At 55.4% G+C, this 24,193-nt stretch carries 16 protein-coding genes; 9 read left to right on the top strand and 7 right to left on the bottom strand.

Annotation, left to right across the window (positions count from 1 at the left end; translation table 11 throughout):
• The first annotated feature begins 374 nt into the window (after positions 1 to 374).
• Entirely contained in the window at positions 375 to 3,548 is a 3,174-nt protein-coding gene (locus tag FYC48_RS05405) for a PVC-type heme-binding CxxCH protein (RefSeq protein ID WP_235034080.1), read from the top strand.
• Positions 3,549 to 3,828: 280 nt separating this feature from the next.
• On the opposite strand, the gene FYC48_RS05400 is transcribed toward FYC48_RS05405, so the two are convergent.
• Positions 3,829 to 4,692 (bottom strand): DUF1571 domain-containing protein, encoded by an 864-nt coding sequence (locus tag FYC48_RS05400; protein ID WP_160149338.1) that lies wholly within the window; start codon positions 4,690 to 4,692, stop codon positions 3,829 to 3,831.
• Between the two features lie 239 nt (positions 4,693 to 4,931).
• On the opposite strand from FYC48_RS05400, the gene FYC48_RS05395 reads away from it, so the two are divergent.
• A complete protein-coding gene (locus FYC48_RS05395; RefSeq protein WP_149495568.1) occupies positions 4,932 to 6,182 on the top strand; it encodes a serine hydrolase domain-containing protein in 1,251 nt (416 codons plus the stop codon).
• 18 nt (positions 6,183 to 6,200) lie between these two features.
• Here FYC48_RS05395 and FYC48_RS05390 read toward each other — a convergent pair whose 3' ends face one another.
• Both FYC48_RS05390 and FYC48_RS05385 read right to left on the bottom strand, forming a co-directional pair.
• Positions 6,201 to 8,468, bottom strand: coding sequence for an efflux RND transporter permease subunit (locus tag FYC48_RS05390; RefSeq protein ID WP_149495567.1), 2,268 nt, complete (start codon positions 8,466 to 8,468; stop codon positions 6,201 to 6,203).
• A 5-nt stretch (positions 8,469 to 8,473) separates the two neighbouring features.
• Positions 8,474 to 9,280 (bottom strand): alpha/beta fold hydrolase, encoded by an 807-nt coding sequence (locus FYC48_RS05385; RefSeq protein WP_160149337.1) that lies wholly within the window; start codon positions 9,278 to 9,280, stop codon positions 8,474 to 8,476.
• A 729-nt stretch (positions 9,281 to 10,009) separates the two neighbouring features.
• Between FYC48_RS05385 and FYC48_RS05380 the strand changes: the two genes are divergently transcribed.
• The 4 genes from FYC48_RS05380 (at position 10,010) to FYC48_RS05365 (ending at position 15,850) form a co-directional block, all read left to right on the top strand.
• Complete coding sequence (locus tag FYC48_RS05380) at positions 10,010 to 11,350, top strand: outer membrane protein assembly factor BamB family protein (RefSeq protein WP_200836537.1); 1,341 nt, start codon at positions 10,010 to 10,012, stop codon at positions 11,348 to 11,350.
• Positions 11,351 to 11,488: 138 nt separating this feature from the next.
• Positions 11,489 to 12,205, top strand: a complete 717-nt coding sequence (locus FYC48_RS05375; protein ID WP_149495565.1) for an RNA polymerase sigma factor — start codon at positions 11,489 to 11,491, stop codon at positions 12,203 to 12,205.
• 4 nt (positions 12,206 to 12,209) lie between these two features.
• Positions 12,210 to 14,624: a YfbK domain-containing protein gene (locus FYC48_RS05370; protein ID WP_149495564.1), complete on the top strand. Its 2,415-nt coding sequence runs from the start codon at positions 12,210 to 12,212 to the stop codon at positions 14,622 to 14,624.
• 107 nt (positions 14,625 to 14,731) lie between these two features.
• Positions 14,732 to 15,850, top strand: coding sequence for a D-TA family PLP-dependent enzyme (locus tag FYC48_RS05365; RefSeq protein WP_149495563.1), 1,119 nt, complete (start codon positions 14,732 to 14,734; stop codon positions 15,848 to 15,850).
• Positions 15,851 to 15,938: 88 nt separating this feature from the next.
• On the opposite strand, the gene FYC48_RS05360 is transcribed toward FYC48_RS05365, so the two are convergent.
• The 3 genes from FYC48_RS05360 to FYC48_RS27615 form a co-directional block, all read right to left on the bottom strand.
• Entirely contained in the window at positions 15,939 to 16,871 is a 933-nt protein-coding gene (locus tag FYC48_RS05360) for a CvpA family protein (protein ID WP_160149336.1), read from the bottom strand.
• Positions 16,872 to 17,238: 367 nt separating this feature from the next.
• Complete coding sequence (locus tag FYC48_RS05355) at positions 17,239 to 18,501, bottom strand: DUF1559 domain-containing protein (RefSeq protein ID WP_149495561.1); 1,263 nt, start codon at positions 18,499 to 18,501, stop codon at positions 17,239 to 17,241.
• 289 nt (positions 18,502 to 18,790) lie between these two features.
• Positions 18,791 to 19,063, bottom strand: a complete 273-nt coding sequence (locus FYC48_RS27615) for a hypothetical protein (protein WP_160149335.1) — start codon at positions 19,061 to 19,063, stop codon at positions 18,791 to 18,793.
• Positions 19,064 to 19,390: 327 nt separating this feature from the next.
• Between FYC48_RS27615 and FYC48_RS05350 the strand changes: the two genes are divergently transcribed.
• The 3 genes from FYC48_RS05350 to FYC48_RS05340 all read left to right on the top strand — a co-directional run bounded on the left by FYC48_RS05350 (position 19,391) and on the right by FYC48_RS05340 (position 22,082).
• On the top strand, positions 19,391 to 19,987 hold the full coding sequence (locus FYC48_RS05350; protein WP_235034079.1) for a DUF2585 family protein: 597 nt from the start codon (positions 19,391 to 19,393) through the stop codon (positions 19,985 to 19,987).
• Between the two features lie 105 nt (positions 19,988 to 20,092).
• Positions 20,093 to 20,578, top strand: a complete 486-nt coding sequence (locus tag FYC48_RS05345; RefSeq protein WP_149495560.1) for a hypothetical protein — start codon at positions 20,093 to 20,095, stop codon at positions 20,576 to 20,578.
• A complete protein-coding gene (locus FYC48_RS05340; RefSeq protein ID WP_149495559.1) occupies positions 20,562 to 22,082 on the top strand; it encodes a hypothetical protein in 1,521 nt (506 codons plus the stop codon). Before FYC48_RS05345 ends, FYC48_RS05340 begins: the two co-directional genes overlap by 17 nt.
• Positions 22,083 to 22,109: 27 nt before the next feature.
• Here the strand turns inward: FYC48_RS05340 and FYC48_RS05335 are convergent, their stop codons facing one another.
• Positions 22,110 to 24,050: a serine/threonine-protein kinase gene (locus FYC48_RS05335; RefSeq protein ID WP_149495558.1), complete on the bottom strand. Its 1,941-nt coding sequence runs from the start codon at positions 24,048 to 24,050 to the stop codon at positions 22,110 to 22,112.
• Between the last annotated feature and the right edge of the window lie 143 nt (positions 24,051 to 24,193).

The following is a 24,193-nucleotide window of genomic DNA, read 5'->3' as shown; positions in this document are numbered from 1 at the left end:
GCAACGAAACCGTGGCTAACGCCATGCGGCTAATTCTAAAATCGAGTTGGAACGAGGCACTCGAGGCCGTTTCACATTGAAGTGACAACCGATCTTAAATTGTGAGTCGAACGCGCTAGCGTCGGGCCTGCGTCACGAAAGCACTCGCCAGCAACGGGTCCCGCGGCTAGCGCCGTCGGCTCACAAGAAGTAGCCGCATCTTCAATCCACTGGCGATTGTTTCATCGACGTCGCCGGCCGACAGCACATCACGCGGCCGAACGACTTATCATACAGGCATCACATGATCGAGCAGACTCTGGTCTCGGTCACCGTTGGAACTGTGACCCCAGCCGCATTGCCGATCCCCGCCTCCATCGCTCGCCTGATATGTCATGTTGATTGAAACTTTTCGTCGTCCCTGCCGACACATCTGTTGGCGCTCCACCGCGGTCGCCGTTTGCCTGGCCGGTAGCTTTGTTCTGACAACGTCCGCGATTGCTCAAACGGATGCGACTCCACCAGCAGGCAGTGAACCAGCAGGCAGTGAACCAGCAGGCAGTGAACCAGCAGGCAGTGAACCAGCAGGCAGTGAACCAGCAGGCAGTGAACCAGCAGGCAATGAAAAAGTGGCGGAGATCTTTCGGAAATTCAAACCGCTGGGGGCCCAGAAAGACGAATCACAGCCGACGCCACCGGGCCAGATGATCGAACGCTTAAAATTGCGACCGGGGATCAGCGCAGACTTGGTCGCCAGTGAACCCGAGGTGGCTCAGCCGTTGTTTCTGAGCTGGGACTCCCGGGGGCGGATGTGGGTCGTTCAGTACCGCCAATATCAATATCCCGCTGGATTGAAGGTGGTACGTTTCGATCAATACCTGCGAGCGGTATTCGACAAAGTGCCGATGCCGCCGCCGAAGGGGACGCCGGGGGAAGATCGTATCACCGTGTTTGAAGACAGTGACGGCGATGGCATCTACGATCAACACAAAGACGTCATCACCGGACTGAACATTGCAACGTCGGTGCAGGTCGGCCCCAAAGGCATTTGGGTTTTGAACCCGCCGTACTTGTTGCGCTACCCCGACGCGGACCATGACGACGTCCCCGACGGCGATCCCGAGGTTCATTTATCGGGATTCGGACTACAAGACACTCATTCGGTCGCCAATAGTTTGATCTGGGGTCCGGACGGTTGGCTGTATGGTGCCAACGGCAGTACGACCGCCGGCGTGGTCAGTTCCAAGGTCACCAAGGGGGTGAACTTTCAAGGCCAATGTGTTTGGCGTTACAACCCAAAGACATTCGAGTTTGAAATCTTTGCCGAAGGTGGCGGCAACACCTTCAGCCTCGAAATCGATTCCCACGGCGAAGTGTTTTCGGGAACCAACGGTGGCAGCAAACGCGGCTACCATTACCCGCAAGGCAGTTACGCCGACAAGAACTGGGGCAAACATGGCCCGCTAACAAACCCATATGCCTTCGGTTATTTCACCGGTATGCCGATGGAAGGCGACCGGCGACGTTTTGCGCAGGCGTTCGCGATTTATGAAGGTGGCTTGTTTCCGACGTCTTTCGATCGCACGATCATCGCGCCGAATTCACTGCACAATTTGGTTTGGCACAGTCAGTTGATTCCCGACGGTTCGACCTATCGCACGGCCGATTTGGAAAACCTGATTGACTCCGATGACCGTTGGTTTCGCCCCGTCTACAGCGGTGTGGGTCCCGACGGAGCAATCTATCTTGCCGATTGGTATGACACGCGGCTCAGTCATGTTAATCCGGTCGATGACTGGCACAAGGAAAGCGGGCGGATCTACCGCCTTCGTCCCGATGGCGCTCAGCCAACGTATCGCGAAGGCGACCTAACAAAACTTTCCGGCGTTGAGTTGGTCGATCGATTCAATCATCCCAACAAATGGGTGCGGCGCCGTGCGATGTTGGAACTGGGTTGGCGTGCCGACGCGTCGATGCTGCCGAGGTTGCACTCACTCGTCGACGAAACGGGATCGCTGGAGGCGTTGTGGGCCATTCACCTATCTGATTCGTTGGAGACCGAAAAAGCGGCCGCATGGATGGAGCACGAGAATCCATGGGTTCGGTACTGGAGTGTCCGACTACTTGGTGATCGTCACGAAGGACATCCGGCGATGGTGCGACTTGCCAAGACTGAACAGGATCGACGGGTGCAGAGTCAACTCGCGTCCACGGCGAAACGAGTTGATGCGGCCACCGGCGTCGCGATCGTCGATGCGTTAAGCCAACAACGCTCGATCGCCGACGATCGACATTTACCGTTGCAGTTGTGGTGGGCGATCGAAGCTCACGCCAACCACCCGGAGGTGATTCAGCGCTGGTTGGAATCGGACCAGAAAATTTGGAATCGACCGATACTGTCGAAAACGATCCTGCCAAATTTAATGCAACGGTATGCGTCGGCAGGGACCCCCACCGCATTGGCGGATTGTGAGCGGTTCGTGCAAATCGCCCCCGACGATGACGCCAAAGCCGGTTTGGTCAGCGGATTAACACGAGCTTTCGAGGGCAGATCGTTACCCAAACTACCGCCGCTGTTGGACCAGATCGTTGCCGAAGAACAAACCCGTCGAGGAAGCTCTGGTGTGATCTTAGCCTTGCGCCGAGCTCCCAACGAAGCGGTCAAACCGGCGATCGAGCAACTACAAAATTCCAACACTGAACTTGGATTGCGGATCGAACTGGCGCGCGTTTTGGGCAGTTTGAAGGAATCCCTGGCAATCGACCCACTGTTAAAACTGGCGACCGGTCGCACCGCCGCGGACCCGTCGCTGCAACGCGTCGCGATCCTATCGCTCGGCAACTTTGACGATGATCGCATCGCCGCCGGACTGCTGGGATCGTTCTACAGTCGTTTGTCCGCCGAGCATGGACTTCGGGATGCGGCATGTCGAACGCTGGCCAGTCGACGCAAATGGGCGGAACGATTGGTCAACGAAGTGACGAGTTGGCGGTTGAAACGTCGTGAAGTTCCCGAGGATGTGATTCAGCAATTGCGCACCTACGCCGATGACGATCTAGCCACGGCAGTGGAGGAAGCGTTTGGGAAACCGGTGACGGTTTCATCGCAAGACAAACTTGCCGAGATTCAGCGTCTGAACAGACTGATTTCCGAACGCACTGGCGAAGTGTCTCGTGGTGAAAAAGTATTCGCGGAGAAATGTGGGACGTGCCACCGACTGTTCGGCCAAGGCAACGTGATTGGTCCGCCGCTTGACGGTTATGAACGCGGCAACATCAAGTTTTGGTTGAACTCGATCATCGAACCGAGTTTAGAAATTCGCGAAGGTTACCAGAGTTATCAGGCACTGACCGACGACGGGCGCGTGTTGACTGGCATGGTCCACTCACAAGATCCGAAAACGGTCACGTTGCGAACCGCCGACGACCGACAAGTCGTCTTGGTGCGTCGTGAGCTCGAACGGTTTGCCCCGATGAAGACCTCGCTGATGCCCGAGAATTTGCTGCAGGAACTGACCGACGAACAAATCCAGGATCTGTTCGCCTACCTGATGCTAACGGCGTATTGATCAGAACGCCGCCGTGAAAGGATTTCGCTGAGAGCTTATTGGTTTAGCTAAACTCGCCTCTGACGCCATGACAATGGCGTCCGCGAAAGGCGACTTGAGTGCTTCGCGACGACTAAGAAATCGGCTGATCCTGATGTCAAATTGAAAAACTGCGTTAATGCTTCGTTCCAACTCGATTATAGGATTTGCCGCATGGCGTTGGCCACGGCTTCGGTCCAATAACCGGGGCTAATTCCCGTCGGCTGATGACTTGCCCCATACTTTCGAATGGAACTAAGCACTAATCGACATAGCGATAGTCTGGATTGGCCGGATCAAAGTCGCTTTGCGAAAGCCCCGTGTTCACTTGCATCTTCAAGTAATTGTATTCTTCGTCCAAGACTGGTTTTCCACCTGGCGAGGTCGGCCAAGTCCAGGCACAGTATCGAATCGGGAGTTGCAAGTCGTTGTCAAAGAGCACGACCGCGCGATGAAAGCGGAAGTGATCCCGTTTTTCCGGATGAGTGATCGTCACTCGGGTACAACGATGCTGTCCCAGTCGGGCGTCGTCGTCAATTTCGACCAAGCACTCACCATAGTTACGATCATGGCTGGCGACCTCGATCACTTGTTCGAGTAACTTTTCAATGCCGATCGATTGAATCGAGTACCTCTGACCTCGCATCGCCAGACTACCTTCGGGATCAAGGTGCAGTGTAATCAGTCCGGCCAAGCCGCCTTGATGGACGACCAGTTTTCCGTCATACGCGTTCTCAACCCAAATCACTTCTCGGCCTTTAAGCGAACTCGGTTTTAAGTAGTCCAGGTAGACGCTCATCGGGGCGACGATGGAACCGTTTTCGAGCTTTCGGTTCCGCATTTTCAGGTGCGCAAATTGAAGTGGGGGCAACTCGCCTCCGACCCGGCATCGCTTGGCAAACAATGCGGTGTAGTCATCGATGTTGTTCTTCACGTGCGCCAGACTTTTCTGAGCGATTTCCAGTGCGGGGTCGATCGGATGGGAAGGAAGCACGTTGCTTCGCATCCGAAAGCCGACCGATTGGGCCGAAGTTTCGGCTCCTGGCTTAGGATTCTCGGGCTCGGGAACAGGTTGATCGGCGACCGCCGGAGGCAAGCAGCCGGCGGTGACGAGAGACGCGGCCATTAGCCATGAGGGAAGTTTCAATACGAACATCACACAGTCGACCAGAGTGAGAAAAGAGCAGACCGTTTTGAGCAAACCGCAAATTCGATGCCGGGATTACGATTGCCATTCGGGATATAGTTCTCTTACGATTGAAGGTTCAAGGTCAGATTGGCGATTCGCCAGAGCCTTTGTTGATTTTGCCACTGTTTTTCCGCTGATTGCGGTTTGCCGGCTAATCGCCGGGAGCGAGATGAGTCATGCGTACGATCCCGAGAGAAAGCCCGGCAATCAAATACTTGGCGATCAATGGGACCGTTGAAGCGGGATATGAACCGGTCGCCGAAGCGTTTGCCGACAACTTTCGCCGTCGCCGCGAACGTGGTGCTGCATGCACGATTTATCACCGCGGACAGAAAGTGGTCGACATCTGGGCAGGGACGCGGTGCCATCGAAGCGAAGCAGAATGGGAACGAGAAACGCTATCGCTTGTCTTTTCGGTCACCAAAGGGATGGCGGCTGCGGCGATGGCGGTGGCGCATGGCAAGGGGTACTTTGAACTTGATGCCCCAGTCGCCGACTATTGGCCGGAATTCGGAACGGCTGGTAAATCGTCGATCACCGTCCGCCAACTCATGTCACATCAAGCAGGTGTGATCACGATCGATCGACCGGTAACCCCGCAAGATTTGGCCGATCATGATCGCATGGGACGTTGGCTGGCGCAGCAAGAACCACTCTGGAAACCCGGTCAATATCACGGCTACCACACCTTCACCCTGGGATGGTACCAAAACGAGTTGATTCGGCGGACGGATCCCCAAGGCCGCACACTGGGCCAGTTTTTCGATGCCGAGATCGCTCGACCACTCGATGCCGATTTCTACATCGGACTGCCCGAATCGGTACCCGATCATCAGATCAGCCGCACTCACGGGTATCACAAAATCAAAGCGCTCGCTCATTTGAACGAGTTGCCTCCTGGGATGATTGCCGCAGGTATCTGGCCACGTTCGTTAACCGCACGCTCAGTCAAATTCATGCGTCTGGGCGATCCGGCGACCCTGGCCGATCCAAAATTCCGCCGTGTCGAAATTCCTTCGGCTGGCGGATTCGGACAAGCACGGGCGGTCGCACGGATCTACGACGTACTGGCACGTGGCGGACAAGAATTAGGTTTGGACGGCAAGACCTTTGGCGAACTTTGCCGGCCGGCGACGATGCCAGAACGAGGCAGCCGGGACGTCGTGTTGAAACTTAACGTCGGCTACGGTTTCGGATTTTCAAAACCAAGTGATGGGTTTCAATTTGGCAGCGACGAAGCTGCGTTCGGTTGCCCCGGCGCCGGTGGTTGTTTCGCGATGGCGGATCCATCGACTGAGCTAGCGTTTGCCTATTTGACCAACACGATGAGCTTCCGAATCTTTGATGACCCCCGGGAACGTGCGGTGCGAGAAGCGATGTATCGCTGCGCCGGAGCATCAACCCTCAATCACACCCGTGCCGCCTAAACGACGATCGCAACCGGGTTATTCGGCGTCCGCAGAAGAACGCTTTTCGAACGTCTTACCCAGTGGGCCCGCCAAAATCGCCGGCAACAGAATCAAGTCACCGATCAGTGCCGAGACGAGCAAGACGACCATCAGGTAAGCGAAGTGCAATACCGGGACGAAGGTGCTGAGCGCGAACACAATCAGTCCCGACGAACAGATCAATGTCGTGTGAACCATCGCGCCGGCACATCGGGCGAACGCGTTTCGAATCGCATCGTGTCGTGAACGCCCTTCCTGAATGCCGCGTCTGAACCAAGTCAGCAAATGCACCGTGTCGTCAACGGCGATCCCAAGCGCGGCACTGGCCGTCATCACCGATCCGATTTGAGCCGGGATCCCAAGCCACTGCACGCCACCGAAAACAATCACGGCGGGAAAGATGTTCGGCAGCATCGTCAGGCAGGTTGCACTGACGCTTCGCAGTACGAACACCAATACAAATGCGATGATCGCGAATGCGACAACAAAACTACGCAGTAAATCCATCAGCAGTTGCCGCTGCGCTTTATAGATCAGCGGGATCACGCCGGTGAATGTCCCACCGATGTTTTCCTCCACCAAGATCGGCTCGACGGTTTTTTGAATTCGCTCGGCGAGCAACCCATAGTCAAGGCTTCCGATCGCATTGGCTCGCACCGAGATTCGCCAAAGCTTTTCGTCGTCGGTCTCTCGCAAGAACCGGGTTTCGGTCAACTGATCGCGAATCGGTTTGCCGTTAATGATTTTGCGAGCGACGATGTCGCTGACGCTGTGCCCGCGTGGCAGCGACGGGCTGAAATTGAACGCGGACATCGTGGTCACATAGTCGCCGATTCCGGCGATCTTTGCCTGAACCTTGGCGACCAATTTGATTTGTTCGACACGATCCCGAGGATCTTGGTTGTCAAAATGAACGACAACTTCCAAGGGAACCATCGGCCCGATCTTTTGTTCCAGCCAACGATAATCGTCGATCACGTCGCTCTCAGGCAAGAAGCGATCTTGCAGGCGTACCGTCGATTCGATCGATGGGATCCGCCAACCGCAGAACCCCATCAAAACCAAACACGCCAGCGCCAACACCGCATGTCGGCGGATAACAAAATTCGCAAAACGCCCCGCGATCGGTGCCGTCTTCGTCGATGTTGTCGTCGTGGGCAATCGAGGAGGAAACGCGATCAGCGCTGACGGTAACAGCACGAATAGTACGATGACACTGAGAACGACACCGATCGAAGAGAACAGTCCGAATTCTTGTATCGGTTCGATCTTACTGAACACCAGCGAGATCAATCCGATCGCCGTCGTCAGCGCGGCGAGCGAACACGGCACCCAACCATGTGAAACGGCAAGCCGAACGGGAGATTCGTCCGCGTCGCAGTCTTGCAGTGCATCTCGGTAGTAATTCGCCAAGTGGACCGCCGAAGAGACCGTGAGCACGTAGATCAATGGCGGCAGCATCGTCATCAACAGATTCATCCGCGTACCGGAAAGATACAACACGGCGAGCCCCAGCGCGGTGCAGTAGACGGCGACCAGCAGTACCGAAATGGCGAGTCGAATACTTTGCAAACGGAACGTTGCGACCCCAAAAGAAACGATCGCGGATAGGCCGGCGAGACCAAACAACAATTTGCGACTCTCGGCATCGATCATCGCGGCGTCGACCGTCGGACCGGCCAGTTTCAATTCCGACGGGGCGATCCCACCGACTTCGTTTGCGACTTGCTCGATCGCCGCAACGGCGCCTGTTCGGTCATCTTGACCGGCCGGCGAGGTCGTTAAGACCAGACAGGTCGACGTCTCATCGGCGCCGATCAGTGAACCTTTGAGCCGACGGATCGCCGCAGATCGGGCAAGATTTAGAGGTAATCCGCCGAGCCGTTCGAGCGTGTTCGGACCGGTGCGAACCGATTGAAAAAACGGCGTGGCGACCAACGCGTCACTGACCGCAGGCACACGAGGATCATCAAGGTCACACCCAGGCCAACTGACGACGGCGATTTCGTCACTACCGAATTGCTCGCCAAACCAATCGTAAGTGTCTGTCGCTGCGAACGACTTCGGCAACCATTGCCGGGGATCGTTCGAGGTGCTTTTGAGTGCCTTGACGGCCGCAAAGAAGACGGCGGGCGACAGCAGTAGAGCGATCGTCAGAATCCAGATCGCTCGCCGCCGAGCATTCGCTGACGGCGCCGTCGAAGGATTCGGCTCGCGGGACTGATCAGCCTGCCCGGATTCAACGGCGTGATCGGAGCTGGACAATGCGTTTATTCGGCGAAGCAGGTCGGCAAAAATTCATCCAGCAGGTCCGCAAACGCTTCCGGCTGTTCCCAGTTGGGAGCGTGCCCACAGTCATCGATGAATTCCAACCGTGAGCCCTTGATGCGTCGTTGAAATTCACGACCGGTCGACGGAGGCGTGATCGTGTCTTGGTGCCCCCAAATGATCATCGTCGGAAGATCAAGCTTGGATAATTCGTCCTCGACCGTTCGGTCACGTGTCGCGCGAGAGACTCGCAGAACAAAACGGACGTAGTCACGATCACTGACCGAAGTGTACCAGTCATCGATCAGCTCTTCGGTCACCAACTCTTTGCGGTGCACGATTCCGGTGACAGTCTTGCGAATGAATTCTTTCGAAGGACGCGGGCGACTTCCGCCGATCGGACTGCGTTCGAAAAGCCCGGCACTTCCGGCGAGTACTAGTCCCTTGGCGTAATCCGGCTGGCCGGCGCAAAGCTCGATCGCGATCAAACCGCCCAGCGAGTTGCCACAGATCACAAATGGTTCGATGTCCATCGCATCGATCATTTCGCGAACTTGATTGCTCAGGTCAGCGATCGCGTTAATTCCGTGTTGCCGGCGCCCAGGTTGATAGTCCACCGGCAATTGCGGCGCAATCACCCGGTAACGGTCGGACAACCGCTCCATCACCTGTTGCCAGTGGTGAGGTGATCCAAATAAACCATGCAGAAACAGAACCGTTTGGTCTCCACTGCCCAGATCAACAACCTGCTGGGGATCGATACCGGTCGTTTTTTCGGCCTGCGTGTCGGAAAAGCGTTTGAGAAGCACAGACGGAATATCAGTCGAACGAAGTATGAAAATCCTAGACAAGACAGAATTCGAGGGCCCAGTCGGGCGTCCTGCTACGTGTCCCGTAATTAAACCCTGTCGCTCCTGCGGGGCCGCATTCTAGCTGCAAGAAGGATATTGGTCGAATCGGTTTCTTTGGACGAGGCTAAATTTTGCAGTGTGGACGATTTACTGCGTAAGAGGGGGGCTTTAGCGAAACACCCCGCATGAACGGATCAATAGGTACTTTGAACATCGGCCACCGGGCCGTCGCTGAAACCGATCGGTACCGCGTTAAGCATAAAACCAAACCATTCCCTGTCCGGGATTGGTTCGGGAGTGCGGTGGGAATCTGCGAAAGTATCCCGATTCGACTCGCTGAGTCGGCCCTAAGTGCTCCGTTCCAACTCGATTCTAGAATCAGCCGCATGGCGTTTGCCACGGTTTCGGCGCAATAGCCGGGGCCAATGCCCGTCGGCTGACGAGCCAACCCCATATTCTCAAACGGAACGAAGTACTAGGCGGGTCGTAGCACCGCACTTTACAAGAATGAAGCTGTGATGGCGAAAACTACTTTGCCAGAACTTTTGGGTGGACCACGCACCCCGCCCTCCATGGGTGTCGCCGATTCGCCTCGATTCGCGTTCGCTTATAATCGAGATCGCTCCACCAGGGAAACGCTCCCATGCTGGTCTTACTCGTACTACCCGTTTATTTAGGCATCAAATCATGCGGTTGTTTGCCGGTTGTCAGTTCATGTCGTTGGCGTTGTTGACCGTTCTTTCCTCGACCGGATTTGCCGAGTGGCCGGGTTGGATGGGGGTAGGTCGCGACAATCGCCCAACGGATCTGACGCTACCCAGCGATTTCCAGGCCGTCCCTCCGGCGGTTTTGTGGAAGGCGCCCGCTGCCGGTGGCTATGCCGGTCCGGCAGTCCAAGGTGGAAACGTCTACCTCGCCGACTATCAGACCAGCGCCGACAGTACCGTGCCCAATTTTGAACGGAAGAAAATTACCGGCCGTGAGCGAGTCCGCTGTCTCGATGCCCAATCAGGTGAGGAAAAATGGAGTCACGCGTACCCGGTTTCCTACTCAATTTCCTATCCAGCCGGACCACGCTGCACCCCAATTGTCGATGGCGATCGTGTGTACACGCTTGGTGCCGAGGGCGAACTGATTTGTTTTCAAGCGAGCGACGGTGAGATCAAATGGAGCAAAAACCTGCCTCGTGAGTATTCGACCAAACCGGCGCTTTGGGGCTACGCCAGCCACCCGTTGATCGATGGTGAAAAGCTAATTTGTGTCGTCGGCGGAACGGGGTCGCATTTGGTCGCATTCAACAAACGCACCGGTGAGGAACTTTGGCGCCAAGGGACCGCATCCGAGCAAGGTTACGTGCCGCCAACGATCATCCAGGCCGGTGGCGTTCGCCAATTGATCATTGCCAACCCAGACGCGGTCAGCAGCTTGGATCCTGAATCAGGCAAACCGTATTGGTCGACACCTTACCAAGCGACCAATGGCTCGATCATCATGTCGCCAGTGACCGCACAAATCGACGGCAAAACGTATCTCTACGTTGCCGGCTATTCCAACAAGAACTTGCTATTGGAACTGGATGATCGCAAGCCCGCCGCGACGGTGGTTTGGCAAGACATCAATAAGCACGCATTGTCACCGGTCAACGTTCAACCCATCGTGGACGGCAAAATGTTGTATGGGTTCGATCAGAATGGCGCCTTAATGGGAGTCGAATTGCCGTCAGGTGATCGTCAGTGGCAAACCGGCCAGCCGATCGCCGAGCGCCCGCTTCGTTCCGCCACCGCGTTCATCCTCGCACCGAAGGGGGACGATCGCTATTTGATGTTCACCGAGCTTGGCGACCTTGTCATCGCCCGATTGACCACCGAGGGATACGAAGAAATTGATCGAACGAATGTGATCGAACCAACGTCGGTCGCTTTCGGACGCCGCGTTGTCTGGAGTGCGCCGGCGGTCGATCAAGGTCGACTGTTTATCCGCAACGACAACGAAGTAATCTGCCTTCAAGTGTCTCCGAAGTCACTTTAGCGCATCGCAGGATGGTGGATCGGCTCGCCTGTACGAGGGCCGAAGCCTGTACGAGGGCCGAAGCCAGGTCGCAAGGCTGTCGGCGATCATGCGTGAGCAGAGCGTTATCGCCAACAGGCCGCTTGGTTCGCGTTGGCGATGACTTTGCAGCGACTTGGCAGACGCCGCGCGGCAAAAATCTTTTCTAAGGATCTGGCGTTTCGATCGTTAGAACAAGTGCAAGGATCCGCAAACCTTATCTTTCGCCTGCAACAGGCAATGAAGCAGACCGATCCAAAATATGATTCCGTTGGTTCGATTCGTCACGAAGATCATCGCGATCGATCGGACGAGTCTCGATCCGACGGCAGGAGTGACGGTTGGTTGTCCGAAGCGTTTCGAGACAACGAACTGGCGCTGCTGGGCTATGCCAAACATCTATTAGGCGATCGTGATCGGGCGAATGATTTGGTACAGGACGTCTTTTTGAGGCTTTGTAAGCAGCCACGCGGCAAGGTCGACGGGCGTGTGCGGCAATGGTTGTTTCGCGTCTGCCGAAATCGGGCCCTCGACATCATGAAGAAGGAAGGACGGATGAAGTCACTACAAGACACCGTCGCCGAAAAAGAACCCAGCCGCGATGTAGATCCGATCACCCAAGCCGACATGGCCGAACGATACAACGATGCGATGAATCTGCTTGGAAACCTACCCGAGCGACAGCAGGAGGTCATCCGGTTAAAAATCGAAGGAGGTCTTAGCTATCGCGAGATTAGCCATGCGACCGGATTAAGCGTCGGAAACGTTGGCTATCTCTTGAGCACAGGGCTGAAAACGGTTCGTGAACGTCTCGCCCCTTCCGAAAGTAATTCCTAGTCCAATGACATCGTCCAACGCCGCCTCTCGAGACGACCAGTGGTTGCAAGAACAAGCGACCGCATTTGTGTTCGGTGAACTCGATCCAACGGAAGCCGCCGAATTCACCGCGTTGATGGAAAGCTCGGCCGAAGTGCGAGCATCCGTTGCCACAATCCGTGAAACTGCCGCAACACTGGCCGCCGAATTCGCCACGACGTCGATCACGTTGCCAAGACCACAGCGTGAAGCGGTCGAGACGGCGATCGAACACGCCGAACAAAACCCAGTACCGCCAATCACGGTGACGTCTGATGAATCGTCGAACCATTCTTTTGGTTATGCGTTGGCGATCGCCGCTTCGCTGTTGTTGGCCTGTGGTCTGACATTCCCGGCGCTGCACCGAGTGATTTCGGCAAAGACCGAAACGCAGCAATTGCAAAAGCAGATCCAGGAAATTGAACGACAAAACCGGTTGCTTGCTCAGCGAAACTTGACTTTCGAAAAACAGATTCAATCGCTTCAGCGCCAATTGGCCGCGCGACCTCGAGCGGCCGCGCAGGACGCGCAATCGGACGTGACATCGATCGGTGATCCATCGTCCGTGAGCCCAAGGGTCGTTAACGCCGGAGATAGCCCTGACAAAACAAATCGCAACGTCGTCCGCATCGACGTCACCTCGTCTGACAAAGCTGACATCCCGGGGACCTCCGGAGTTGAAAACGACCAAGGGGTCGCGATGAATCGTCCACACGATACCCGTGCCAACGAAACCACATCAGCGATAAATGTGGCGGGTGGAGAAACGCAATCGATCGCTAATCAAACAGTTAGCGACACTGACAGTCGAACGGTTGATCAAGTCGCGGTCGACAATCCAGATAACAACTTCGATGCGACCGAGCTGGCTGCAGAAACACTGGCAACCGAACGGCTGATGGATGACGCGTTTTATGCGTCTCGCGAGACAGCCAATCGTTCGATGGTGTCGAACCGTCGAGGCTTATTTGAATCGGCCGCTGTGACACCTCTTTCGGCGTTCCCGATCAATGTCGAACGTGAAGCATACTTGTCGATTCGCAAATTGATCGCCCGCCAAACACTTCCCTCGACCAGTGATGTGGCCGTCGAACAGATGGTGAATTTTTTCAAGTACGACTACCCGACCCCGCAAGGCGAGGATGCCTTTGCCATTGAGATGGATCTCGCCTCGTGTCCTTGGAACGCGTCTCACCGACTGGCACGGATTGGCATTCAAGGACGTGAAGTCAAGCAGCGGCGTCGCCCGGCGAACTTGGTATTCTTGATCGATGTATCGGGATCGATGAATCGGCCAGAAAAACTGCCTTTGGCGGTCCAGGGCTTGATGGCCATCGTCGAACAACTCGACAAAGACGACTCAATCGCGTTGGTCGCTTACGCCGGGGCGAAGGGATTGGTACTCGACGCCACGACAGGTGATCAAAAACGAATCATTGTGGACGCAATCGACCGATTGCGTCGGGGCGGCGATATCAAGCGTGGCGAAGGGATTCAGTTGGCTTATAAAATTGCCGAACGTCACTACATCCCCGGCGGAACAAACCGAGTCATCCTCTGCACTGACGACGATTGCAACGTCGGTATCAAAGACACGGGGGCGTTGTCTCGTTTTATTCAGCGGCAAAGCGACCGGGTGACTTTTTCGGCATTTCAGTTTGGCGGCGCGATAGCGGACCATGAACTGATGTCGCGTCTGTGCAGTAAGGGAAGTGGATCACATCACGCGATCAAGAACCGTGCCGATGGGCAAGAACAATTCTTAAAGCAAATCGAGCTTCGGCGAATCGTGATCGCCCAAGACATTGACTTACGGATCGAGTTCAACCCACACGAGGTCAAAGCCTATCGATTGATCGGCTACGAGGACCAACTGACCGGTCGAACCATCCGGAGCGATACCGACTTGAATGACGAAGTTTTGTCGGGACACTCCGTCACCGCGCTCTACGAAATCGTTCCACGTCACGATGGAAACGCAGGATCGGTAGCGACATCGCCCACCGAAGGACTGCGTTATCAAACGCCCGTCGCATTCAATGACCTTGCCAGTAGCGGCGAAGTGATGACCCTGCGATTGCAATACCGAGATCCGCAGCAGGACCGAGCGAAAGTAATCGAAGTCAGCGCCGAGGACAGCGGGGCCGCATTCGAAGACACAGCGGATGACTTTCGTTTCGCGGCGGCAGTCGCGGCGTTCGGAATGCTATTGCAAAGCCCTTCGCATCAACTTGCCGCAAGACGAGTCGATGAAGACGCGGCTGAGGATCCCGAATCAGATTTTGACTTGATTCATCGTTTAGCGTCTCAAGCGAGCGGCGATGACCCCAGTGGCTTCCGTCGGGACTTTGTCGAGCTCGTCCGCCAAGCCAGCAAGGTCGCCGCTGATCGTCACGGCTGAGCTGTAATATCTGTTCAACGCGTGCGTTCGATTCTCGAACACCGCCGGCGTGCTAGAATGATCAATTCGATCCCTTTTGAGCGAATGAATCATTGAACGAATCAAGAATGCGCTGGTTTAAAATCGAAAACGAACACGAAGTTCCTTCTCCGTCACTGTTGATCGATGTCGAGCGGGTCAAACGAAACCTGCGGCGAATGCTTCAGTGGACCGGAGACCGGGATCCCTCGGTGCTGCGTCCTCATGTGAAAACGCATAAGCTGCCTCAAATCGTCCAATTAAAACGTGACGCGGGAATCGCTAAGTTTAAAACGTCGACCATTGCCGAATGTGAAATGACCGCCGGCGCCGGTGGTGAAGACATTTTGATGGCCTATCAACCGGTCGGACCAAACATCGATCGATTCCTCGATCTAATTGAAACGTTCCCCGCGACACGTTTCTCTACAATCGTCGACTGCCTGAAAATCGCACAACAATTGGCGGACGCCGCAAAAGGCAGACGGCGAACGATTGATGTCTATTTAGATATCAACGTTGGGATGAATCGCACCGGGATCGTGGTCGGTGAATTAGCCGAACAGGTCTATCGGTTCATTTGCGAATCTCCGCAGCTTCGTGCGATGGGTATTCATGCCTATGACGGGCACATTCATCATCACGACAAGGACACCGTGGTGCGGATGATGGAGGACGCATTCACGCCGGTTTGGCAATGGCGACAAAAGCTTGAAGCCGATGGCTTGTCGATCCCCAAGGTCGTCGGCTGTGGAACGCCGACTTCGGAGTTGATGTTGCGGAAAAATGTTGACGTCGATGTCGAAGTCAGCGCCGGCACATCGGTGTTGTGGGATGCCGGTCAGCCAACATTTTCACCACCAATGGAATTCGAAAATGCCGCGTTGATTCTCGCGCGTGTGATCAGTTGTCCCACGGAGAACACGATATGCATCGATGTCGGCCACAAAGCAGTTGCCGCGGAAATGCAGCCACCTCGAATTCTTTTTGAAGGGCTTGAGGATGCCGAGTTTGTCATGCAAAACGAAGAGCATCTCGTGCTGCGTAGCAATCGTGCCGGTGACTATCCCGTCGGGCGTACTTTGTACGGGATGCCGGTTCATATCTGTCCGACAGTCGCGCTGTACGACCACGTTTGGCGCGTGGAAGGTGGTCTCGCGATCGAACGATGGCCGGTCACGGGGCGGGCGCGACGGATTAGTCTATAGTCGACCATGACAGCCGTCGTATTACATGGATGGAAGAGAACCGACGGTCGCCCGAGCCTTCGCGTCGTGTGTTCTGCTTCAAACAGTGTTAGCGATGCGCGGCCGATGGCAAACCTGGAACGGCGGGGGCGAATGGATCGGAGGCGTTCAGTCGAGACTCGATCACGCGTTGAACTTGTGCCCGAAACTCGGGGTTGTCGGCAAGCTGCATCACGCTGGGGCTGTTCATTAAATGAAGTAGCTCATCGCGTCCGACCGGCTGGCCGCCATGAATGACTTCTGCGAGTTTTGGATCCGATCGGATGGCCTTGATCGCATTGGAGACTGCAGGATCATTTCCAAGCGCGCGGATTTGTGGGTCGGCTAGCAAGCGATCGACGCCACCGGGGGCAGTCAATTCACGTACCGCGACGGGAAATTTTTGTGTTTGTGCTAGCGGTTCAATTCTTTCGAACGGGTTGTAATCGCGAACGATCGGGCCGAGCACACTTTGGCGAGTTCGTGACGCCCATTGATCGATTGACTGCGCGATCGCGTTGTGTTCCATCTCCACGCCTCGTTGCCACAGCTGCATGCTGAGCAAGCCTCCGAGAACGAGCCATACCAAGACGACACCCTCGGCCGCACCCAATACGAAGCCGCCGTAATGATTTGCATGGGCGAGTCGGGAACGATGACTGATTGATCCTCCCAAAACGGCAGTGACCAACATCGAAACCACCATGGAGATCAAGACACCCGCGACCGCGATGCAGAGGAAACGATTGGCCAAGCCCGTCGTTTGAAAGTACTCGTTGCCATAAGGCTCTAGAAAACTCGCCGCCGAGGGAGCCAGATAAATCGCCGCGGCGATCCCCAGTAGACTCGACAGAATCCCGACAATCCCCATCTTAAACGCGATCATCGCCGTGACGGTGATCCCGACCAAACCGATCGCGGCAACGGGGTCACCTTGGCGGAAAAAGAGAAACGCACCCGTGGCGGTTCCCAGCGTGACCAGAATCAACAACCAGGGATTCATTCGCACCGGAACAGGTTTGGACGCGACTTTTCGGCGTTTTCTCGATTCGCCCGAGTGGCTCATAAAGACGTGGGGGCTGGCGATGGCAATCTGTAACTGGCTGTGATTCAGGGATGTCGCTTTGACAAGAAAGGGCGGAGGAACACTCCGAGCACAGAACAAAACAGGCGACGATCGACAGGGCCCATCGATTCGGACGCCGGGGCGCGACATTTCAGTTTACGTCATTGATTCGGCGATGGCTTGTCCAATCGCCAAGGCATAAAAAAACGCCAAACCATCGGGCGTGATGGTTTGACGCTTGGTAAAGAGACGAAAGGAACGATGGCTACCGCCACCATTTCGGCTGGGAGGGTTCCTATGCCTGCTACTGATTCAAGCTCTCGGTGATCACTTCTCGGTTGGCACGGGTACCGAGCGATCCCCACAACCCATAGGGGCTTTGCGATCCCGGCGCCCGCTGTCCCGTACCATAGGTCGCGACGGTTCCGATGTTCGGGTCACCCGCTTCGATCGAGTCGGTTAAAAAGACGACGGCGCCGTCGGCCATCAACACATGCACGCCACCCTGGTGCCGACTGCTCGCCGAAAGTACACCGGGGGTGGTGTCGCCGAGTGACATGCACGTTTCACTGTTGGGCGGCAAAATGGTGTTCATCGCGGTGTAGGGCTGACAACCGCTGGCCCAGCGGAACCCGCGACCTTGGTTGCCTGCCGCGATGTCCGTCAAACTTGGGTCCCAGAAACGAGGGCGTTCCGGATCGATATCGGGCCGACAGCCGACCGGGTTATCACGTAGCCCGCTAAACGTCCCCGGTGCGAACGTGTGAGGCATCGTCCGAATATCGCGATCACCAAGATCGGTCGCGATCTCCCCCATCATGATGGTGTTAGAAAGACCATCAAGGATATCGCGGAACTTCATCGAACGACGCGGGACGAAGGTTCCTCGGCAAGACGCGAGTACACTTTCGTTGCTCGACGTGTGGACTTCGATCTTTGGCCAACCACGAAGGTTAAACCAATACGGACCGTTGTCGGTGTAGTGCAACGCGTCGCCTAAACAGGCGGCATAATTACTGCGCCCCATCGCCGGCAAACCTTGCCCCGGATCGCTAGGGCAACGCAGCGTCGGGATCTCGGTCATCCATGGTGGATACGCGTTGTTTCGGGTATTGACGATGACGACATCGTTTTCTTCTTCGGTCGGCGTCGGTCCCATTGCCGGCCACGGCGGAGTCCGTGGCGTGCCGGGATTGTTCAAGTCGACCGAGTTTGGGTTGGAAATCGAATCCCAAAGCCCCTGTTGTTCAAAGAACGGCGTGAGGCCGACGAACACGCTTAACATCATCATGTTGCAGTCGTCGCCATAGCCACTAAACCAACTCGCCTGAGCCGGAACACGCCGCGTACCACCCATGTGCATGGGGAGCTGTTTGTAGGCGGAATGATAGTTATGCGCGGCGAGTCCAATTTGCTTGAAATTGTTGCTGCAACTCATTCGGCGTGCGGCTTCGCGTGCCGCCTGGACCGCCGGCAATAGCAGGCCAACCAAAATTCCGATGATCGCGATCACGACCAGCAGTTCGACGAGTGTGAAGCCTCTCGAGCCGGAACTCTTTCGAATCATGACGTTTCCTAGACCTAATTGTCGAGCAAATAAAGGATAGAAGTTTCTCGATGGAATCGACGTCTGAACTCCATCCTGGACGTCGCCGGTCATGCCTGTCTCCGCCGCACTATTCCTCAGGCCATCCGCTCCCACGTTATTGGTTGCGATCAGCCACTTCGGATCCAAGGCATCAAGCTTGATTCAATTCTGTTGTGTGATTACCAGCAAAGGAATTGATAACAGACGGCCAGAATCACCGATCGGCTTCGCTGCCGTCACCAAACCTTCGCAACCGGTGCACCACACGCTATTGTCGTTGTGCCGCCAACGCCTCTTTTTCCCGATCGCGATTGGACTGTTCTTGTTCGCTCATCTGATAGTCCTGAGGTTGGATCACGGTCGTCTCCGAAGGACCACAGCCGACCGAGGCGATCAGGGCTGTCATCACGAGACAAGTGCTCAGCAAAAGCTTCATGAGATCAATGAACGGGTTAGGAGTATGCGAATCAAAACTGAGCCGACGGATCAAGATCGGACGCGTCGACCGTTCGAACATGCGGACATTATCAAGACCTCTCATGGACAAACGCGTCAGGTGAACCGACGAATCCGCATTAAGATTCACGTCTCGACGCGATCAATTTGGTCAAAGCGTAAATAAATGACCAGCACTTCACTGGGGTATCCGACTCTGCTCTTAAGGTGGTGTGAATCAAATGCGCTTGATTACACCGTTAACGATCAAACAAGTCGCTCGTTCCTCCCCAACTTTAAAGACTCACCACATTTTTTTTGGTGAATTATTAGTGAAGAGCGGCTGATTCCGTTCTAAGCACACCATTTAGTGATTCGATTTCTTGGGCGCATGATGCCGCAATCCATAGATCCACCCAAACATGCTTCACCGATGACCCTGCCCGCATCGGTCTCTGTCGCCGTGATTTGGGCGGTCGCCTCCCTCGTGATGACAATCATTTTGTTGGCGATGGGGCGCCATTGGTGGTGTCAATGCGGCAGTCTCGTGCCGTGGTCCTGGCAGATCTACTCTCAGCACAACTCTCAGCACTGGGTCGACCCGTACTCGTTTACCCACTTCCTGCATGGGCTGGTTTTCTACGCCGCACTTTCGCCACTGCGTCAGCGATCGTATTCAATCCTTGGTCGACCGGTCGTCTTAACCCCGCTGATTTGCCTGGCGCTCGCACTGGCGGTCGAAGCGGGCTGGGAGATCCTTGAGAATACGCCCTGGGTCATCGATCGTTACCGTGCGGCGACGATTTCACTGGACTACTACGGTGATTCGATCGCCAATAGCTTGTCGGATCTTTTCGCGTGTTTGCTCGGTTACTTGGCGGCGAATCGTCTGCGTTGGCAAATATCGCTGGCGTTGTTTGTCATCATCGAAGTCACCTTGTTGATGACGATCCGAGATTCACTGCTGCTGAATGTCGTGATGCTGGTCTACCCAATCGACGCGATTTTGAATTGGCAATCGGGCGGATAACGTACCGGCGGAGAAAAACTTTTCGGAACGGTTGGTAACAAACGCGGCGGGACTTCGCTTGGCAATTTGTTAGGCTTCAAACCAATCTTTGAATAGGCTGTCACTATGACCCGCACCAAACTCTCCAAACTTGTCGCTATCGTTTTCGTCGCCGTCGTGTTCGTGTCCGCCGCACCGGCCCACGCTGGCGGCAACGGATGGGGCTGGTCCAAGCCGATCAACAAGCGAATGGGGGCGTTCTACACCAGCAATAAGAACGCCAACTTCCAACGCAAGTCGAATTACAAAACGCCATCACACTACAACCACCACCGCACTTACGTCCCGTCGGTCCACCAGCATTCATTCGGCAACTATCATTCTGCCTACAAACAACACCACATCACCAAACCGATTCAAACGGTTCAGCATCATCGTCCTCTGGTGATCACCAAGTCACCGGTCAAAACACAAGTCATCGCACCACATCAACCGGCGACCAAATCGGTCTTGAACCATGTTTTTTTGCAACAGCACAACCATCATGTCCCGGTCGGTCAGCCAACCTTGAAGCACCCTTCAAAACCTATCGTCAATGGCTATTGGCAATAAGTCCGCCGAAGACCAGCCCGCCGCGTTGACACCACGCGAGAGTCCATTAGTAAGTCATCGTTCGCGTCGGCGACGATGGTTTCGTTTAGCCGGAATCGTCTTGGCAATCCTTCCGTTCGTCGTTGCCGAAGTCACACTTCGATGGTTTGATCGCGGACCAACCGTTGATCTATCTTCTGATCCAATCTTTGATACCTCGGCGCAACGACCGCTGTTTTCTTTTGATCGAGCGGAGGGGCGTTACCACATTGATTCGTCGCGCTATCAGTTTTTTCGCCCGGCAAGTTTTTCTGCGGTGAAGCCCCACGGGGCCCGCCGAATGTTCGTGCTCGGTGGATCGACCGTTCAGGGGCGGCCTTATGAAACGGAGACGGCATTCCCAAAGTGGTCGGAATTGCGGCTCAAGGCTGCCATGCCGAATGTCGATTGGGAAGTGGTCAATTGTGGTGGGGTTTCCTATGCCAGCTATCGAGTCGCGATCATCTTGCAAGAAGTCCTTCGCTACGAGCCCGATGTGATCGTACTATACTGCGGTCACAACGAGTTCTTAGAAGAGCGTTCGTACAACACGCTTTCACCCGGCGAAGGATTCTTGCAATCGGTCGTGTCACGTTCAAAGCTTATCGACGCATTTCGTCGCGTCGTCAAAGGCGACAACGCTACCCCGGGGCGGCAAAATTCGTCAGCGCAAAAACTAACATCGGATGCGGTCACACGATTGGATTTGGTCGACGGAATGAGACGATACAATCGTGACCCCCGTTGGCGAGTTGCGGTGGCGGAGCACTACCTGCAGACGATGCGGCGAATGATCATCGCTTGCCAACAAGCCGGTATCCCGTTGATACTTTGTGTTCCGGCCGCGGATCTAGTCGCGACGCCTCCCTTTAAAGTCACATTGGCTGACGAAGTTGATGCGAATCGGTTTGCCGAATTTTGGGACCGGGCGACCGACATTGCGTTGTCAGAACCGGAACGTCTTGAAGCTTGCCGGCGGTGTTTGGAACTCGACCAAGATCACGCCGGTGCCCACTTCATTGCCGGTTCGTTGCACTGGCTCGCGGGTCGATCACGGCTTGCCAAAGAACATCTAACGGCCGCCAGAGACACCGATGTCTGCCCGCTCAGGGCGACGACGCCGCTAATCACCGGACTGAGAAAACTGGCCCAAACTCTGGACGTCGAAACGATCGATTGCCCGCTGCGGTTTGACCGACAAAACAAGCTGGGGCATCGATTACCTGACGGGATCCCCGATCCATCGCTGTTTGTCGATCACGTCCATCCGTCGATATCCGGACATCAAATGATTGGTGAGGACATTGCCAATCGTGTTCTACAGCTACTGAACTGCACTGCCGATTCGGATGCCGAAGCGAATTTTCACGAGCTGGCCCAAGAGCAATTACGATCACTCGATGAGACCTATTTCAATCGCGCAAAGCAACGGTTGGAAGGGCTTCAGAATTGGGCCGCCGGCCGTGCCGGAAAGCTATCGCTTTAATCTCGAACAGGCATGACGCTTCCGAGGTCATCCTTCATCCAATAACGCTTGGGCTCGTTTGAGTGCGGCGTCCGCCCAATCTTGTCCTTCGTATAGCGTTTGAATGCCTTCGAGCAAGCGACGTCGTTCGTCAACCGGCAACGACTTGGCGTCTTCGATTCGCTGCAGCAGTTCTGTCAGCTTAGGATCGTCGGCCGTTGAAGCACCGTTCGATGCCAAACGCTCGATCTCAAACGCTGCGAGTCGCTGCAATTCGAGCTGCGCGTCTTCGGACGTCATGCTCGAATCATGGAACACGTCGATCCATTGTTGCAATTGCTCTTTGGCAGCTTCGGGATCGGAATCGCGAAGGTTCATGGCTTGTAAGAACGCCGTTTCATAAAGCGGACCATCATCGGTCCGGAGTTTGGCCCGCAAGCGTAAGCGTCGTACGGTCGCATCGACTTGGTAGGCCGTCAGTTGGTCGCGGAACGAGTCGGCTTGGGGATGATCGGGGAACAACTTGATGAAACGTTCAAGTTCGTTTTTCCGTTCAAAGGTTTGCCCTGCGGAAAAACTTTCGATCGTCGCGATCAAGTCTTCCGGCGAAGGGCCGCGAAGCTGAGCGATCAAGACAAATATTCCCACGGCTAAGACGATCACGATCGCAATGATCGAAAACGTTCGCATCGACGAATGCTGGTCATCGCCCGCGGAATCTTCAAAGAAGCCGCGGCGCACTTCATCATCAGAAACGGTTTGGAAGTGTGTTTTCGCGGATGTACCGACGGAGGTATCACTGGAAGGCTGATCTGCCGTTCGTCCTCGGCCCAACGACACGTTGACCGAATGAACCGACCGATTGGTGACATCAGTTCCCGGTGCAGATGTCGCCTGGATCGTTTGGCCGGCGTCTTGTTCAAGCCCAACGGTTTTCGCAGACGGGTTTACCTGAGTAGCAGCGGTTCCGCTTTCGTCGGATTGGAATTCAATCGTATCGTCGGGCCGGGTACGGTCAACGGCGGCGACCGTTTTTGACGCGGGCGTTTTGCCCGAAGGCGTCTTTCCCGTGCGATCGTTGTCATCGCCGGAAACTTTGGTATCCACCGTGGGGGATTCCGAAAATGGTTTGGCACCGTCGGACGGACGGTCGACCAGCGTTCCCATTTTTTGCAATCCACTGCGCATCGCCTTTAAGCGATTCATCACCGCGAGCGCGGTCGGCGGGCGATTGGCGGGATCTTTTTCGAGCAGCTCATTGACCAGTTGAACGAGATCGTCGGGGAGGTCCGGATCGATCAAGTCCAACGGGACGGGATCTTTATGTTTAAGGGACTCGATGACTTCGGTCACATTTTTGCCGCGAAACGGCGGGCGACCACAAGTCATCGCGTAGATCACGCAGCCAAGTGCGTACAGGTCCGTCCGCGCCGTGGCGACACCCTCGGTCGCCTGCTCGGGGGCCATGTAGTCGGCGGTCCCCATGATCGAACCTGCCGCGGTCAGGTTATAACCAAAGATCTTGCTGATCCCGAAGTCGACCAGCTTGATCGTGCTGTCTTCCTTGACGAGTAAATTGGCTGGCTTTAAGTCGCGGTGAATCACGCCAATGTCGTGGGCGTGCTTGAGCGCCGCGCAAATTTGGATCGCGATGTCGAGGACTTGGCCCCAGGGCAGTTTCTTCAGTTCGCGGATGCGTTCTTGCAATGACTGCCCTTCGACATATTCCATCGAATAGAACAGCAGGTCCTTTTCTTCTCCGAACCCTATCAGCTTGACGATGTTTGGGTGGCTGAGACGCTGAAGGGTCTTAATTTCGATATCGAAACGGCGACGGAATCGCATCTCGTCGGAGATTTGCAACGCGATTAACTTCACCGCGACCAAGTCACCCGACTTGACATGCTGCGCTTGATAGACCGCGCCCATTCCGCCTTTGCCCAGCATTTCACCGACGCGATAGGGGCCTAGATATTCAGGTGGCTTCATGAACGCAAACGACAAAGACGGTCAGGGGCAGAGAAATTCGCACACATGAGATGTGCTCACGGCAGACCGTGAATATTGTGGCGATCGCGTCCCAGTTTACCACAGACATTTCACGACGAGACACCGAAAGCCTCGGCGGCGTC

Source organism: Roseiconus lacunae, assembly GCF_008312935.1.
GTDB classification, from domain to species: Bacteria; Planctomycetota; Planctomycetia; order Pirellulales; family Pirellulaceae; genus Stieleria; species Stieleria lacunae.
The sequence above is the reverse complement of the archived record's forward strand: the minus strand, read 5'-3'. Positions and strand labels throughout refer to the sequence as shown.